Source organism: Pseudomonas sp. R1-18 (assembly GCF_051132095.1).
Taxonomy (GTDB): Bacteria; Pseudomonadota; Gammaproteobacteria; order Pseudomonadales; family Pseudomonadaceae; genus Aquipseudomonas.
In genome coordinates this window covers 2,209,430-2,223,126 of sequence record NZ_CP071658.1, presented here as the reverse complement: position 1 = coordinate 2,223,126, position 13,697 = coordinate 2,209,430, and the positions used below count along the sequence as shown (strand labels likewise).

15 protein-coding genes are annotated in these 13,697 nt (G+C 62.1%); 7 read left to right on the top strand and 8 right to left on the bottom strand.

Translation table 11 applies throughout. The features are described 5' to 3' along the window. Positions 1 to 4: 4 nt before the first annotated feature. From J3P77_RS10340 to J3P77_RS10325, 4 genes are all read left to right on the top strand, one after another. On the top strand, positions 5 to 754 hold the full coding sequence (locus J3P77_RS10340) for an amino acid ABC transporter permease (protein ID WP_434681510.1): 750 nt from the start codon (positions 5 to 7) through the stop codon (positions 752 to 754). Then, positions 747 to 1,433 (top strand): amino acid ABC transporter permease, encoded by a 687-nt coding sequence (locus tag J3P77_RS10335; RefSeq protein WP_434681509.1) that lies wholly within the window; start codon positions 747 to 749, stop codon positions 1,431 to 1,433. The genes J3P77_RS10340 and J3P77_RS10335 overlap by 8 nt, the downstream gene beginning before the upstream one ends. Positions 1,434 to 1,796: 363 nt before the next feature. Next, complete coding sequence (locus tag J3P77_RS10330; protein WP_434681508.1) at positions 1,797 to 2,225, top strand: AraC family transcriptional regulator; 429 nt, start codon at positions 1,797 to 1,799, stop codon at positions 2,223 to 2,225. Between the two features lie 92 nt (positions 2,226 to 2,317). After that, positions 2,318 to 3,688 carry a uracil-xanthine permease family protein gene (locus J3P77_RS10325; protein WP_434681507.1) on the top strand — a complete coding sequence of 457 codons (1,371 nt, stop codon included), beginning with the start codon at positions 2,318 to 2,320 and terminating at the stop codon, positions 3,686 to 3,688. A gap of 55 nt (positions 3,689 to 3,743) precedes the next feature. Here the strand turns inward: J3P77_RS10325 and J3P77_RS10320 are convergent, their stop codons facing one another. From J3P77_RS10320 to J3P77_RS10310, 3 genes are all read right to left on the bottom strand, one after another. Beyond that, a complete protein-coding gene (locus J3P77_RS10320; protein WP_434681506.1) occupies positions 3,744 to 4,709 on the bottom strand; it encodes an MBL fold metallo-hydrolase in 966 nt (321 codons plus the stop codon). A 101-nt stretch (positions 4,710 to 4,810) separates the two neighbouring features. Continuing rightward, positions 4,811 to 5,524, bottom strand: a complete 714-nt coding sequence (locus J3P77_RS10315; protein WP_434681505.1) for a tRNA (adenine(22)-N(1))-methyltransferase — start codon at positions 5,522 to 5,524, stop codon at positions 4,811 to 4,813. Between the two features lie 45 nt (positions 5,525 to 5,569). Continuing rightward, positions 5,570 to 6,037 (bottom strand): winged helix-turn-helix transcriptional regulator, encoded by a 468-nt coding sequence (locus J3P77_RS10310; protein ID WP_434681504.1) that lies wholly within the window; start codon positions 6,035 to 6,037, stop codon positions 5,570 to 5,572. Between the two features lie 134 nt (positions 6,038 to 6,171). Here J3P77_RS10310 and J3P77_RS10305 point away from each other — a divergent pair, with 134 nt between their 5' ends. Beyond that, positions 6,172 to 7,461: an MFS transporter gene (locus tag J3P77_RS10305; protein ID WP_434681502.1), complete on the top strand. Its 1,290-nt coding sequence runs from the start codon at positions 6,172 to 6,174 to the stop codon at positions 7,459 to 7,461. A 32-nt stretch (positions 7,462 to 7,493) separates the two neighbouring features. Here J3P77_RS10305 and J3P77_RS10300 read toward each other — a convergent pair whose 3' ends face one another. The 3 genes from J3P77_RS10300 to J3P77_RS10290 form a co-directional block, all read right to left on the bottom strand. Beyond that, positions 7,494 to 8,420 (bottom strand): Gfo/Idh/MocA family protein, encoded by a 927-nt coding sequence (locus tag J3P77_RS10300; protein WP_434681500.1) that lies wholly within the window; start codon positions 8,418 to 8,420, stop codon positions 7,494 to 7,496. A gap of 251 nt (positions 8,421 to 8,671) precedes the next feature. Further along, positions 8,672 to 8,905, bottom strand: a complete 234-nt coding sequence (locus J3P77_RS10295) for a hypothetical protein (protein ID WP_434681498.1) — start codon at positions 8,903 to 8,905, stop codon at positions 8,672 to 8,674. A gap of 49 nt (positions 8,906 to 8,954) precedes the next feature. Beyond that, positions 8,955 to 9,275 (bottom strand): hypothetical protein, encoded by a 321-nt coding sequence (locus J3P77_RS10290; RefSeq protein WP_434681496.1) that lies wholly within the window; start codon positions 9,273 to 9,275, stop codon positions 8,955 to 8,957. Positions 9,276 to 9,325: 50 nt separating this feature from the next. On the opposite strand from J3P77_RS10290, the gene J3P77_RS10285 reads away from it, so the two are divergent. Together J3P77_RS10285 and J3P77_RS10280 are read left to right on the top strand one after the other, a co-directional pair. Beyond that, entirely contained in the window at positions 9,326 to 10,702 is a 1,377-nt protein-coding gene (locus tag J3P77_RS10285; protein WP_434681495.1) for a pyridoxal-phosphate dependent enzyme, read from the top strand. Next, entirely contained in the window at positions 10,699 to 11,877 is a 1,179-nt protein-coding gene (locus tag J3P77_RS10280; RefSeq protein WP_434681493.1) for a cystathionine gamma-synthase, read from the top strand. The genes J3P77_RS10285 and J3P77_RS10280 overlap by 4 nt, the downstream gene beginning before the upstream one ends. 110 nt (positions 11,878 to 11,987) lie before the next feature. Here J3P77_RS10280 and J3P77_RS10275 read toward each other — a convergent pair whose 3' ends face one another. Together J3P77_RS10275 and fdhE are read right to left on the bottom strand one after the other, a co-directional pair. After that, positions 11,988 to 12,653 (bottom strand): polysaccharide lyase family 7 protein, encoded by a 666-nt coding sequence (locus tag J3P77_RS10275; RefSeq protein ID WP_434681492.1) that lies wholly within the window; start codon positions 12,651 to 12,653, stop codon positions 11,988 to 11,990. An 83-nt stretch (positions 12,654 to 12,736) separates the two neighbouring features. Next, positions 12,737 to 13,609, bottom strand: coding sequence for a formate dehydrogenase accessory protein FdhE (gene fdhE / locus J3P77_RS10270; protein ID WP_434681954.1), 873 nt, complete (start codon positions 13,607 to 13,609; stop codon positions 12,737 to 12,739). Between the last annotated feature and the right edge of the window lie 88 nt (positions 13,610 to 13,697).

Genomic DNA, 13,697 nt, shown 5'->3' with positions numbered 1-13,697 from the left:
TCGTATGAACTACAACTGGGACTGGGCGTTCCTGTTCCAGCCGTCCATCACCGGCGAGGGCTTGTATGCTGCCCTGCTGGCGGAGGGCATAGCCTGGACCATTGCGATTTCCGTGTTGTCCTGGGTACTGGCGCTGGGCCTGGGGACGGTGATCGGGATCTTTCGTTCGCGGCGTACGGGCACCCTCAAATGGCTCGCTACCGCTGTGGTTCATACGTTCAGAAACATCCCGCTGCTGGTGCAGCTGCTTCTCTGGTATTTCCTGTTTCCCGAGCTGCTTCCCACGGAATGGGGCGACGCCATCAAACAGATGAACCCTCAGGGCAACCAATTCCTGAGCATCGTCCTGTGTCTCACCTTCTACACCGGCGCGGGCGTCGCCGAGCAGGTCAATGCGGGACTGCGCGCCCTGCCACGCGGGCAGATGGAAGCGGCAAAAGCGTTAGGCATGGAAGCCACCGACTGTTACCGACTGATCCTGTTACCGCAGGCGTTGCGCATTGTGCTTCCGGCGCTGACCTCGGACTTCATGAACGTCTTCAAGAACTCGTCAGCCGCCCTGACCATCGGCCTGATGGAACTCACCGGGCAATCCCGACAGCTCGCGGAGTTTTCGGGGCAGCCTCTTGAGGCGTACCTTCTGGCAACCGTGATTTACATGCTGATCTCGTACGGGGTGATCCTGCTCATGCGCAGGCTCGACACTCGTTCCGGTGCCCGGCACATCGTTCAAGGCAGGCGCCGCTTTGTTTGAGCCCGAGTCCATCGTCTGGAAGTTTTTGGCCGCCGCGCCTCAGCTCGTGCAGGGCCTGTGCACCACGCTGACGCTGTTTTCGGGTGCGCTGGTTCTCGGCCTGCTCCTGGGCACCGTACTGGCGGCATTGAGGGAACTGGCGCCGAAGGCCGTGGCATCGGCGGCGGGCCACTACGTGAATTGCTTCAGAGCGATTCCGACCATCCTGCTGATTTTCTGGATGTTCACCCTGCCCCCCTACGCTCTGAAGATCGTCAGTGGAAATCCCTATGCGTCCATGGACCCGACGACCTCGGCGCTCATTGCCCTGTCCCTGACGCAGTCAGCGTACTACTGCGAAATCATCCGCGCCGGGTTCGGCGGTATCCGGGACGGGCAGCTGCAGGCCGCCAGAGCATTGGGCCTGAGCCAGTCCCAGACTTTTGCCTCCGTTCTTGTGCCTCAGGCGCTGAGGAACATGTCGCCGGTATTGATCAGCCAGTCGATCGGGTTGTTCAAGGACACGACGCTGGTTTATGTCGTCAGCCTTCAGGACCTTCTGGGCATGGCCACGATGATCGGCCAGCGGGATAACTACGTTATCGAGTTCTACCTTCTCGCCGCGGCGGTGTACCTCGGCATCTGCAGTGCCGGAGTCGCTTTGGTCAGGCTGCTGCAGAAACGGCGCTTCGACCGGTAGTACCGCCGCGCCCCACCCCGCTGCATCTCCACGCTGATTGCAAGCTTACTCCCACTTACGTGTGATCCTCTTTTGCTGCCGCTGCGCGCCAGATCGCAGGCAAGCGGAGCGCCGCCCGGCCAGCTACAGATTCAGAGCGCACCGGCCAGGCTTCTGCCCGGAGGGCGTAGGAGCTAGCTTGCTCGCGATCTGGCGCGCAGCGGCAGCAACCAAAAATCAACACCTCTATATCAGATCCGAATAGATACAAGTCATATGGGCATTTGAGGTAATAGCACCTGCACGTTAACTTTTCGGCGTCCCGTATCACCGTGCGGAATGCCCATCAACGTTAAGCAAGATGCTGCATAGGCAGGGCCCAATATGAAGCCATACTCTTTCTTTTCATCCCAGAACAACGCCGTGGTTGCAAACACTCTGGCCTCCGAGTCCGCCGATGGCGGGCCGTCGAGTGAGCCGGCGAGGATCGATTGGCGGGTGCGCAAGGCGCAGGAAGTCATGGCCGCCGAGTTACATGGATCGCTGAAAATCAACGAGGTCGCGGCGCGTTGCCACATGTCACGCAGCCACTTTACCCGGGCGTTCAAGCAGGCAACGGGCGTGTCCCCACAAACCTGGCTACTGAAGCTCAAGCTGGAAAAGGCCCTGGCTCTGCTGCTTTGCAAGCATCGGACGATGTCCGACATCAGCCTGGAGAGCGGTTTCTGTGATCAGCCACACTTCACCCGCACCTTCAGTCGCTCGTACGGAATCACCCCCGCGCAATGGCGAAAAAACTACGCGACCGCTTGACGGCCCGGATGGCGTAGCTACGGTGGTCAAGGGCATCTGTTTATCTGCCCGCGCGGCCTGTAGAATCCGCCCTTTTTTGCCCGGGCCTCACCATGCAACCAGCTAACTCCCCAGCCAAGGCCGACAGCCGTGGCGATGATCTGATCTACGGTCTTGAAGACCGCCCGCGTCCGCTGGTGGCAATCCTCGCCGCGCTCCAGCACCTGCTCGCGATCATCGTGCCGATCGTCACGCCGGCCTTGCTGATCTGTCAGGCGCTGGGCGTTTCGTCCCGGGATACGAACCTGATCGTTTCCCTGAGTCTGGTCGTTTCCGGTATCGCCACCTACGTGCAGTGTCGCCGGTTCGGCCCGCTGGGTGCCGGCCTGCTGATTGTCCAGGGCACCAGTTTCAACTTCGTCGGCCCGCTGATCGCCGGCGGCGCGCTGATGGTCAAGCAAGGCACGCCCGTGGAAGGCGTGATGGCGGCGATATTCGGCGTGGTGATCGCAGGCTCGTTCGTGGAAATCGGCATCTCGCGCATCCTGCCTTTCGTCAAGAAGCTGATCACTCCGCTGGTGACCGGCATCGTGGTGCTGATGATCGGCCTGACCCTGATCAAGGTCGGCCTGATCAGCATGGGCGGCGGCTTTGGTGCCATGGCCAATGGCACCTTCGCCAATGGCGAAAATCTGTTGTTGTCGGGCGTGGTGCTGGCGGTCATCGTCGTGCTCAATCGCATTCCACTGGTATGGATGCGCAGCTGCGCCATCGTCATCGCGCTGCTGGTGGGCTATGGCCTGGCGGGCTATCTGGGTCGCCTGGATTTCACCGGCATGCATCAGGCCGCGCTCTTCCAGGTGCCCACTCCGCTGCACTTCGGGCTGGGTTTTTCCTGGAGCCTGTTCATTCCGATGCTGGTGATTTACCTGGTCACTTCGCTGGAAGCCATCGGCGACGTCACTGCCACCAGCAAGGTGTCGCGCCAGCCGGTGGAAGGCCCGCTCTGGATGCAGCGCATCAAGGGCGGCGTGCTGGTCAACGGCGTCAACTCGCTGCTGGCCGGTGTGTTCAATACGTTTCCCAGCTCGATCTTCGCCCAGAATAACGGCGTGATTCAGCTGACCGGCATCGCCAGCCGCCGCATCGGTACCTGGATCGCCCTGATGCTGGTGGTTCTGGGTCTGTTCCCGGCGGTGGCCGGGGTGATTCAGGCAGTACCGGAGCCTGTGCTGGGCGGCGCGGCGATGGTCATGTTCGGTGCCGTCGCGGCCTCGGGCATCAATATCCTCGCCGGCATTGAACTGGATCGCCGTGCCTTGCTGATCATCGCCGTATCGCTGGCGCTCGGCCTGGGCGTTGCTCAGGTACCGGAGTTTCTGGCGCACATGCCGGCAGCGCTGCGCAACGTGCTCGAATCCGGCGTTGCTACCGGCGGCATCTGTGCCCTGCTGCTGAACTGGTTCCTGCCACAGCAAAAGTGATCGGGGCAGATACCTGATTGCGCGGATCGCCCGCTCAAACCGGGCGTTGCGCCGCCTACAACGGCTCTACCGGTAGCAATTGACCTTCCTTGCCAAGGTGATATCGCTGCAAATCGGCCGCCAGAATCAGGCGGCCGTTGTAGTGCGACGTCGCCTCCTGGCGGATGTCGTCGATGGAAGGACTGCGTTGCGGGTTGTTCTGATAGCGCGCGGAGAAATGCGTGAGCACCAGGTTTGGCAACCCGGCCTGTTCGGCAAACCGCGCCACCGCCGCAGCCGTGCTATGGCCGTAACTCGACTGAGCGCGATCCATAACCGGCTGGGTGAACGTGGCTTCGTGGACCAGCACATCCGCACCCTCAGCCGCGGCTGCCAGCAGCTCCGGACGATCATTGTCGCCGCATACGATAATGCGTCGGCCGGGGCGCGAAGCGCGAAGGTAGTCGCTCGCCGTAACCCGCCGCCCGCCATGCTCCACATCGTGCCCTTTCGCAAGCTCGCCCCACAGCGGGCCTCGTGGGATGCCGTCAGCCTGCAGACGCTCGACGTCCAGCCGCGGATCGGGATTGATCTCGGCGAATACATAACCGTAACTCGGCACCCGATGCGAGAGCTCGACGGTGCTGACCCCGATCGTCCCGCTGCTCCAGTGGGTCAGCGTTTCGAGCGTGTGGAAACACAGTTCGAATGGCAGGTACGTTTCGCTGACGGCCAGACTCTGCAGGACCCAGGCTTGAAGAGCCGCCGGCAGCACCAGATCCAGCGCTTCACTGCGCCCGGACATGCCAGCACTGGCCAGCAATCCAGGCAGACCGAAGCAGTGGTCGCCATGCACATGAGTGATGAAAATCGCGCGCAAGTCGGCGACCGAGAGCGAAGTGCGCAGTAATTGATGCTGGATGCCCTCTCCGCAGTCCACCAGATACCACGCTTTACCTGACGCCTCGATGACGGCCGTGCCGCTCACGTTGCGGGCCTTGGTGGGTGCGCCGGATGAAGTGCCGAGAAACTGCAGGTACATGGTCGTGGGCCTTGCCGGAAAAGGAGCAGTCTAGCGCGCCGGCGAGCGACAGCCGAGCCGAGCCGAGCGAGCCCCTTAGCGTTACAAGCTGTGAACCGCAATCACGCCAACAGCTCGGTGATCCAGCGCGTGTGCCGTTCGAGCTCCTGCGTCTTCTCCTCGGGCAGCGGGCTTCTGGCCTTGGCAAAGCCGGCAAGCGTGCGCTGTTTTCGCTTCAGCTTACGCTGCCATTTGGCCAGGAACTCCGGGCTGCGTGCCTGCATCTGCAGCGGGCCGAAGTACAGTTGTTCGGCGCTGTAGGTGACGGGCCCGGAGGGCTCGGCCACGATGATTTCGTAGTCGAAGCGGTTTTCCCGCAGCACTTCTTCGCAGACAATCCGGTAGCCGTTTTCCATCAGCCATTGGCGCAGGGGCTGCTCGCCGCCGTTGGGTTGCAGCACCAGCCGCTCCTTGCCGCTGAGCCGGGCCTTGCCGCTGAGCCGGGCCTTGCCAGCGGCAAGGATGTCGCGAATCGTCTCGCCGCCCATGCCGCAGAGGCTGACTGCCGTGATCCGGTCATCGGGCTCGATAGCCGCAAGGCCGTCTGCCAGACGCACGGTGACCAGCTCTTCCAGGCCATTCTCGCGCACGGTTCGCCGCGCTGCGTCAAACGGCGTCAAGGCTACCTCGCCGGCCACTGCCGAAGCGATGACGCCACGGCGTAGCAACGCCACGGGCAGGTAACCATGATCCGAGCCGATATCGGCCAGCCGCGCGCCGGTCGGTACATGCGCCGCCACTCGCTCCAGGCGCATGGACAATGTCTGTTCGTTCAACTGAAACCTCGTTAACTGCGGACTTGCACTATTTCACACAACGGATCACAAACCCGCCGCCGCGCCATCGACGGCGCTCAGCCTGTGACAGTCCGAAGCTTCGAGTTTGTTGCCGTTCACAGAGCGAACCTCCATCGACATCAGTGGCTGCCCGGCTTCCTTGTCCAGAAGGACTGAGCGCGGTTCCCCCGGCTCGAACAGGAAGCGTTCGCCCCACTGCCTCATGCAGACGATCAGCGGAAAGATCGCGCGGCCTTTCTCGGTCAGCACGTATTCCTTGTAAGCGCTGCCGTTGGATGCCGGCTGTATCTCGAAGACGCCCGCCTCGACCAGAGCTTTCAAGCGCGCGGCCAGAATGTTTTTCGCCACACCCAGGCTTTTCTGAAACTCGCTGAATCGGCAAACGCCATCAAAGGCGTCGCGAATGATCATCAGCGACCAGCGATCGCCGACCGCTTCCAGAGCTCTCGCCACCGGGCATTCGTGGTTCTGCGGGGATGTATTGGCAAGCATTGCATTGACCTTCCAGGCGTGGCTCGGCAAACCGGTCTTCGACCGTCAGAATGTGGTTGCATTTAAAAACCACTTCAGGCAAGAATCGGCGGCCGGTTGCAGATTGCAACCAGTCTAACGACAAGGAAGCGCATATGAAAGCAGAGGCAGATTCACCCGGTGAATGCCAAGCCGTTGCAGGTCCGTCGCACCGGGTCGGCGAACACCCAGGCGGCGACGTGACGGACCGCTGCCAAAGACTTTCACGCTCGACCACGCTGCTTTTTTCAGCAACCTGCGGGCTGGCTGTCGCCAACGTCTATCTCGCACAGCCTTTGCTCGACGCCATGGCGCATAGTCTGGACGTGGCACCCGCTACGACAGGTCTGGTAGTGACAGCGACCCAGATCGGTTATGCCTTGGGGCTGCTGTTGCTCGTGCCGTTGGGGGATTTGATAAACCGCAGACGATTGATTCTGGCTCAGATCATTCTGTCTGCCGCGGCGCTTGCCGCAGCGGGCGCTTCGCAGTGGTGGGCAGGTCTGTTGGGCGCGATGGTCGCGGTGGGTTTGCTGGCGGTGGTGGTTCAGGTTCTGGTGGCCTATACCGCTGTACTCGCCGCACCTGCGCAACGTGGCCATGCGGTGGGAACCGTCACCAGCGGCATTGTGCTGGGCATTCTTCTGGCGCGTTTCGCCTCCGGGCTGATTGCCGATATTGCCGGCTGGCGCGCTGTCTACTTCGTTTCGTCCGGGCTGATGTTGGCCATCGCGGCGGTGCTGTGGAGAAAACTGCCCGTTACATCAGCGCCCCCGCATCCGCAGTCTTACGGCGCGCTCCTCCAGTCGCTCTTCAGGCTGTTCCTCACCGAACGCGTTCTGCGGGTACGGGGCCTGCTGGCCCTGTTTGTGTTTGCCGCCTTCTCCATGTTGTGGACGGCCATGGTACTGCCGTTGAGCAGCCCTCCGCTGTCACTTTCCCATTCGGCAATTGGCCTGTTCGGGTTGGCCGGTGTCGCCGGAGCGCTCGCGGCGACAAGGGCCGGGCGCTGGGCGGATCGTGGCTGGGGACAGCGAGTAACCGGCGTGTCACTGGCGCTGTTGACGCTATCCTGGTTACCGATTGCGTTTACCGAGACGTCACTGATCGCGCTGGTGGCCGGCATCGTCCTGCTCGATTTTGCGGTGCAAGCCGTACACGTCACCAACCAGAGCTACCTGTTTGCTGCACGGCCCGACGCCCAGAGTCGCATGGTCGGGGCCTACATGTGTTTCTACTCGGCGGGCAGTGCCATCGGCGCCGCAGCCGCAACGCACATTTACGCGCACTGGGGCTGGACGGCGGTGAGCCTGTCAGGGGCGTTGATCAGCGCTACAGCTTTGGCGTTGTGGTTCCTCACCTCCAGAAGCTCGACGAGCCGCCCGCCTCGAATGGATCATCGATGAACACACGCTCACCACAGAAGCCAAGTGGGCGTTCAATCGTGGAACGGCTCGACCAGCGTCCGGCTGCCCACGAAGAAGCTGTCCGCAACCAGTCGCAACGGCTGCAGGTCCAGATCGCTGGCCTTGTCGCTGATCAGTTGCTGGAAGTGGCGATACACCGCAGCGTACTCGCCCTCCTCCGAAACGGCCTGGCGCACACCGTCGATACTTAGCAGCGCGCCGCCGTTGTCCAGGCGCAGCGTACCTTCGGCGCAACGGATCTCGATGCTCCAGAGTTCGTCATGGCCATGGTCGAAGTCGAACTCGGCGCGGATATCGAGGTGATGCGCGTCGGACATCCTGATGCTGGCCGCGATGGGCGACTGACAGTTATCCGGTACGCGCAGTTCGGCGGACTGGACGAACAACGGCAGCGGCAGCAGGTGCGTCGCAATCGACAGGGCATTGATGCCCGGATCGAAGACGCCCAGGCCGCCGGGTTGCCAGATCCAGGCCTGGCCTGGGTGCCATTTGCGCACGTCCTCCTTCCAGTCGATCTGCACACTTTGCAGCGTGCGGCTGGCCAGCCAGTCCCGGGCTGCGGCGATACCCGGCGCGTAGCGCGAGTGCCAGGCAAACAAGCCGCTGACGCCCTGCCGCGCGGTCTGATCCACCAGCATCATGGCTTCACCCAGCGTGGCGCACGGCGGCTTTTCCACGAGTACGTGCTTGCCTGCGTCCAGCGCCTGTTGCACCAGCGCGAATCGGCCTTGAGGGGGCGTGCAAAAGGCAATCGCGTCAACCGGCGGACCGTTTTCCAGCAGTTCGCCCAATGACTGAAAATTCTCGACGCCTGCGCAGGGCTGGCCTTGGGTCGCGACAGCCACTAGCTCGAAAGCGGGGTTGGCGTGGATAGCGGGTACGTGTTGATCCTGGGCGATCTTGCCGTAGCCCACCAGACCGAGACGAATCGGTTGCATCTGTAACTCCTGTGTTTTTGTATTTATGTTCGGGGACAGCGAACCCGATGTGGATCGCCCGCACGCAGGGCCGAGCGCCATCCAGGCGCGTCATACTCTAACAACAAACAAATGATTGGAAACACACATTCTGCGCCGTTCAGGCAGCGCTCTCGAATCACGCTCCCGCCTGCAATCGCAAACCGCCTGCGCCCGGCGCAGACAGCAAAAAGCCCGGCGTCTGCCGGGCTCTGCGTTGCAACAGGCTGTGCTTAGTAGCGCTGATAGCCCGAACCGAATTCCTTGCGGTTCTCGGCGACAACCACGGTGCCGGACGATTTGCTGTCGAACGGCTTGACGCTGTCGGTGGAAACCACTTTCGAATCGATGGTGGTCACACTGGCAGTGTCGGCAACGGGACGTTGACCGCTGGCCTGGGGCGTGGCGAATGCAGCGGTCGAAGCCAGGATGGATACCGCAAAGCCAAAGGCGATGGACGTTTTCATGATCGGTTACTCCAGTTGGTGGTGTCGAAATCGTTTCGTTGGAGCAACCTTACGATCCCGATCCGCCAATGAAAAACCACTCTGATGCATCCTGAATATCGATGTCACTGATATTCGCAACGCGCGCCTCTAGCTCGGGCGTCAGGGTTTGCGGCGGCTGCCTTTCAACAGTCACAGCGTTGGCGTCGGCGCCTTCCGCCGAAAAGAAAGACCAGCAGCTGAAGATGCGTTTCGCAGGGCAATGGGCCTTTAACAGCAGTTGCTCGATCCTGTGCGCCGCCCTGGCAGGCGGCGGCCGCTCCCCGAGTAGCCCTTCCGGCAACGGCTTTTGTTTGCCACCGGCCGCGGCGGGTCTAGGCTGTTTGAACACGCAGGCAGACCGCCGTCGTTCTCCTGTGTATCGCGCATTGAGGAGATGACATGTCAGCTGACTCCCGCCCTGCCGTACTCGAACTGATCGGCAACACCCCGCTGGTGCGGGTCAGTCGCATCGATACCGGGCCATGCACGCTGTTTCTCAAGCTGGAATCCCAGAACCCCGGCGGTTCGATAAAGGATCGCATCGGTCTGGCGATGATCGACGCCGCCGAGCGCGATGGTCGTCTGCGGCCCGGCGGTACTATTGTCGAAGCGACCGCCGGCAATACCGGTCTTGGCCTGGCGCTGGTCGGCCGTGCCAAGGGATACCGGGTGGTGCTGGTGGTGCCGGACAAGATGTCGACCGAGAAGGTTCTGCACCTCAAGGCGATGGGCGCTGAGGTACATATCACTCGGTCCGACGTTGGCAAAGGTCACCCCGATTATTATCAGGACTTCGCCGCGCGGCTGGCGGCGGAGATTCCCGGCGCGTTCTTTGCCGACCAGTTTAACAACCCCGCCAACCCGCTGGCCCATGAATGCAGCACCGCGCCGGAAATCTGGGCGCAAACCCAGCATGATCTGGACGCTATCGTGGTCGGCGTGGGCTCGGCTGGAACACTCACCGGCCTTACGCGCTTTTTCAAGCGTGTGCAGCCGGACCTTGAGATGGTGCTGGCCGACCCGGTCGGTTCGGTCGTTGCCGAATACAGCCGCAGTGGCACGCTACCGACCCCCGGCTCCTGGGCAGTCGAAGGCATCGGAGAAGATTTCATTCCCTCTTTTGCCGACCTCTCCAGCGTGCGCCACGCCTACTCGATCAGCGACGAAGAAAGCTTCGATCAGGCCCGGCAGTTGCTGCGCGCCGAAGGTATTCTCGGCGGCTCCTCGACCGGCACGTTGCTGGCCGCGGCCCTGCGTTACTGCCGCGAGCAGACCGAACCCAAGCGTGTGGTGAGCTTTGTCTGCGACACCGGAACCCGCTATTTGTCCAAGGTCTACAATGACCAGTGGATGACCGACCAAGGCCTGTTGCAGCGCAGGCGATACGGCGACCTGCGCGATCTGATCGCCCGACGCTTCGAGGATGGCCGGGTGATCAGCGTGGCTCCGGACGACACGTTGCTCACCGCTTTCCAGCGCATGCGTCTGGCCGATGTATCGCAACTGCCGGTGCTGGTGGACGGCAAGCGGCTGGTCGGTGTGATTGACGAATCCGACATACTGTTTCGCGTCCACCAGGACGCCGCGCATTTCCATACTGCCATTGCCAGCGCAATGAGCGACAAACTCGAAACCCTGCCGCCCGACGCGGGGCTCGATGAACTTCAGCAGGAACTGGACCGTGGGCTGGTGGCAATCATCGCCGATGCCTCGGGTTTTCATGGCCTGATTACCCGGGTCGACCTGCTCAATCATTTGCGGAGATCCCTTGCATGAGCCAGCACGACGACACCAACCCTGCCCAGTCTTTCGCAACAAGAGTGATTCATGCCGGACAAGCTCCGGACCCGAGCACCGGCGCGCTGATGCCGCCGATCTACGCCAACTCCACCTACCTGCAACAAAGCCCCGGCGTGCATAAAGGGCTGGATTACGGCCGCTCGCACAACCCGACGCGCTGGGCGCTGGAGCGCTGCGTGGCGGATCTTGAGGGCGGTACTCAAGCGTTCGCGTTCGCCTCGGGGCTGGCCGCCATCTCATCGGTGCTGGAATTGCTGGACGCCGGTTCCCACATCCTGTCCGGCGACGATCTCTACGGAGGTACGTTCCGGCTTTTCGACCGCGTCCGCCGCCGCAGTGCCGGCCACCGTTTCAGCTTCGTCGACATGACCGATCTATCCGTGTTCGAAGCGGAGCTACAGGAGGACACGCGAATGGTCTGGGTCGAAACACCGAGCAATCCTCTGCTGCGCTTGACGGATCTGGCGGCCATCGCGGAAATCTGTCGCGACCGAGGCATCCTCTGTGTCGCGGATAACACCTTCGCCAGCCCCTGGATTCAGCGCCCGCTCGCGCTGGGTTTCGATATCGTCCTGCACTCGACCACCAAGTACCTCAACGGCCACTCGGATGTTATCGGCGGCATCGCGGTTGTGGGAGACAACCCCGAACTGGCCGAGCGAGTGGGTTTCCTGCAGAACTCGGTGGGCGCCATCGCCGGCCCGTTCGACGCCTTCCTGACCCTGCGCGGAGTGAAAACCCTGGCGCTGCGCATGGAGCGCCACTGCCAGAACGCGCTGGAGCTGGCGCAATGGCTTGAGCAGCAACCACAAGTCGCGCGGGTGTATTACCCCGGCCTGCCTTCCCACCCGCAGCACGCCCTGGCGTGCAGGCAGATGCGCGGCTTTGGCGGCATGATCTCGCTGGACCTCAACACCGACCTGGCTGGCGCGCGGCGTTTCCTGGAGCAGGTAAAAATCTTCGCACTGGCCGAGAGCCTCGGCGGAGTCGAAAGCCTGATCGAGCACCCGGCCATCATGACCCACGCCAGCATTCCCGCGGAAAACCGCGCCAGACTGGGCATTGCCGACGCCCTGGTGCGGCTGTCGGTGGGCATTGAGGACGTCGAAGACCTGCGCGCGGATCTGGCACAGGCACTGGCCGTTATCTGAGCGACGGTTTTAGCCGGCACGCAGCGGTGCGACGATCCGGACGGGCTATCCATACTGGCCCATACTGGCCCATACCGGCCATACCGGCCCGCATCGATAGCGCCATAACGTCAGCGGGTCGTGTGGCGTACCGACAGACGCTCAAATATCACCCGGGAGCCTTCCGTGCTGTAGCCGGTATTGTCGAGGGTGTAGGCTCCCGCCTTGAAGTACAGCTTCTTGTTCTTCCAGCTCGTACTCAGTTGTCGTCCCCATTCAGCGTCCTGGCTGGAGACATTCAAGTACCCTGCGGAGCTCAGCCTGACGTCGTAGGAAAATTCCTCCCGCAGATCCACGTCCTGCGCAACAACCACTTCTGAGTCGTCGCTCTGCGGTTTGAGCCGGTATTTGGCTACTACTCTGCCGGTGCGTCTGGAATGGTCGTAAAGGTATTCAACTTTGAGCAAGGGCCCGTCGTCCTGATAGCGGTGGATCTGGCCGATCACAACCCTCCCGCTCGACGGCACCTTTTCGACCGTCAGCCTGGCCTGAAGGCGATGATCGGCCTCGGGGTACGTCCAGTTGCGCAGCTTTCCGTCCTTGAATGTCTCCCGGAGTTCACTGCGGGGAAATTCGGATTTCGACGTGGAAGAGCCCGTAACCGGAGCCCAGAAAAAGAGCGTTTCCCCTGGCCGAAAGTACTTGTCGGAATACCCATTCACCAGCCGAAAAGTATCGATGACTCGTGCGGGTGTGCCTTCGGGGATCGTGAGGTTCCAGTTTTCCAGATCGATCATCGCTGATTCCTCTCAATGCCTTCAATCCGTGGGGCGGAGCGCGGGGACCGTCAACGGCAACCCGACAGGGGCATGCGGACGGCCTACTCTCCAGCAATAAACAGAGGATTGTAGCCGCTGCGCTGGTACGTCCCCTGTTCTGCCAGCACGAAATCCAGAGCGAGGCTGGCGAGGTCGTCGGCGATGGGTTCGGCGCGTCCGTGCAGCTGGCGCTGCATGAGTTTGAGGTAATGCTGACAGTGTCCGCAGGCCTCGGCCTGGACTGGCAGATAAGGTTTGCCTTCGTCGTTGTCGAGCCCCAGGTACAAGAGATCGCCCCCATGGTCGCAGACGCTGCAGCGCACGCGTTCCAGATGCCATTGGGTCGAGCAGAGCCCGCAATACAGGTAGCGGACGCCGCTGCAAGGTTGCTCGTTGTGTATCAGGCTGGCGACGGGTGCCGAGCCACATGTCGGGCACAGGCCTTGAGCCTCGCGTGCCGGCCGCCGGGGCGTGCCCGGCAGTCGCAGCGCCAGACGGACCCAGGCGACCTGCAATGCTGCAGCCACCAAAGGCATTAGCCCACGGTGGTCAGGCTCGCCGGGGCGGCCGTGCAGCACGTCGTCCGCGATACCTTTCAGCATGTCCGGCGTCGCCTCGCGCAAAGCGCTCAACAACGGCCGCTGGGCCTGACCGACGTGCAGGTCCAGCGCGTCGAGAATGGCGATCAGATCCGCTTGCCAGTCGACGACGCGACTCAGCACCTCGAAGCCCAGCGCGGGCATGCCGTGCTCCAGCGCCTGATCGAAAGCCCCTTCGGCCGGTTGCCAGCCCGGCTTGACGGAACCGAGCACCTGATCCTGCACTTGTACCAGTCGCGCCATGAACGCGAGAAATTCATCCAGCTCCGGTACCTGTTTGACCAGTTCACGTAACCGCAATGCCCGCTGACTGAACACGTTGGCGCTCGGCAGCATCACATGGGGAGCCTCAAGCAGGCCGCTTGGCGCATTGCCGAATGTATGTTCCACGAACGCTCCAGAATTGTTCATTGGCGGATCAAAG

What these genes read in the sequence shown, in the direction of transcription:
- J3P77_RS10340 (WP_434681510.1), top strand. Translation starts at nt 5, where the DNA reads ATGAACTACAACTGGGACTGGGCGTTCCTGTTCCAGCCGTCCATCACC.
- J3P77_RS10330 (WP_434681508.1), top strand. Translation starts at nt 1,797, where the DNA reads ATGAAGCCATACTCTTTCTTTTCATCCCAGAACAACGCCGTGGTTGCA.
- J3P77_RS10325 (WP_434681507.1), top strand. Translation starts at nt 2,318, where the DNA reads ATGCAACCAGCTAACTCCCCAGCCAAGGCCGACAGCCGTGGCGATGAT.
- J3P77_RS10320 (WP_434681506.1), bottom strand. Translation starts at nt 4,709, where the DNA reads ATGTACCTGCAGTTTCTCGGCACTTCATCCGGCGCACCCACCAAGGCC.
- J3P77_RS10310 (WP_434681504.1), bottom strand. Translation starts at nt 6,037, where the DNA reads ATGCTTGCCAATACATCCCCGCAGAACCACGAATGCCCGGTGGCGAGA.
- J3P77_RS10305 (WP_434681502.1), top strand. Translation starts at nt 6,172, where the DNA reads ATGAAAGCAGAGGCAGATTCACCCGGTGAATGCCAAGCCGTTGCAGGT.
- J3P77_RS10300 (WP_434681500.1), bottom strand. Translation starts at nt 8,420, where the DNA reads ATGCAACCGATTCGTCTCGGTCTGGTGGGCTACGGCAAGATCGCCCAG.
- J3P77_RS10295 (WP_434681498.1), bottom strand. Translation starts at nt 8,905, where the DNA reads ATGAAAACGTCCATCGCCTTTGGCTTTGCGGTATCCATCCTGGCTTCG.
- J3P77_RS10285 (WP_434681495.1), top strand. Translation starts at nt 9,326, where the DNA reads ATGTCAGCTGACTCCCGCCCTGCCGTACTCGAACTGATCGGCAACACC.
- J3P77_RS10280 (WP_434681493.1), top strand. Translation starts at nt 10,699, where the DNA reads ATGAGCCAGCACGACGACACCAACCCTGCCCAGTCTTTCGCAACAAGA.
- J3P77_RS10275 (WP_434681492.1), bottom strand. Translation starts at nt 12,653, where the DNA reads ATGATCGATCTGGAAAACTGGAACCTCACGATCCCCGAAGGCACACCC.
- fdhE (WP_434681954.1), bottom strand. Translation starts at nt 13,609, where the DNA reads ATGCTGCCGAGCGCCAACGTGTTCAGTCAGCGGGCATTGCGGTTACGT.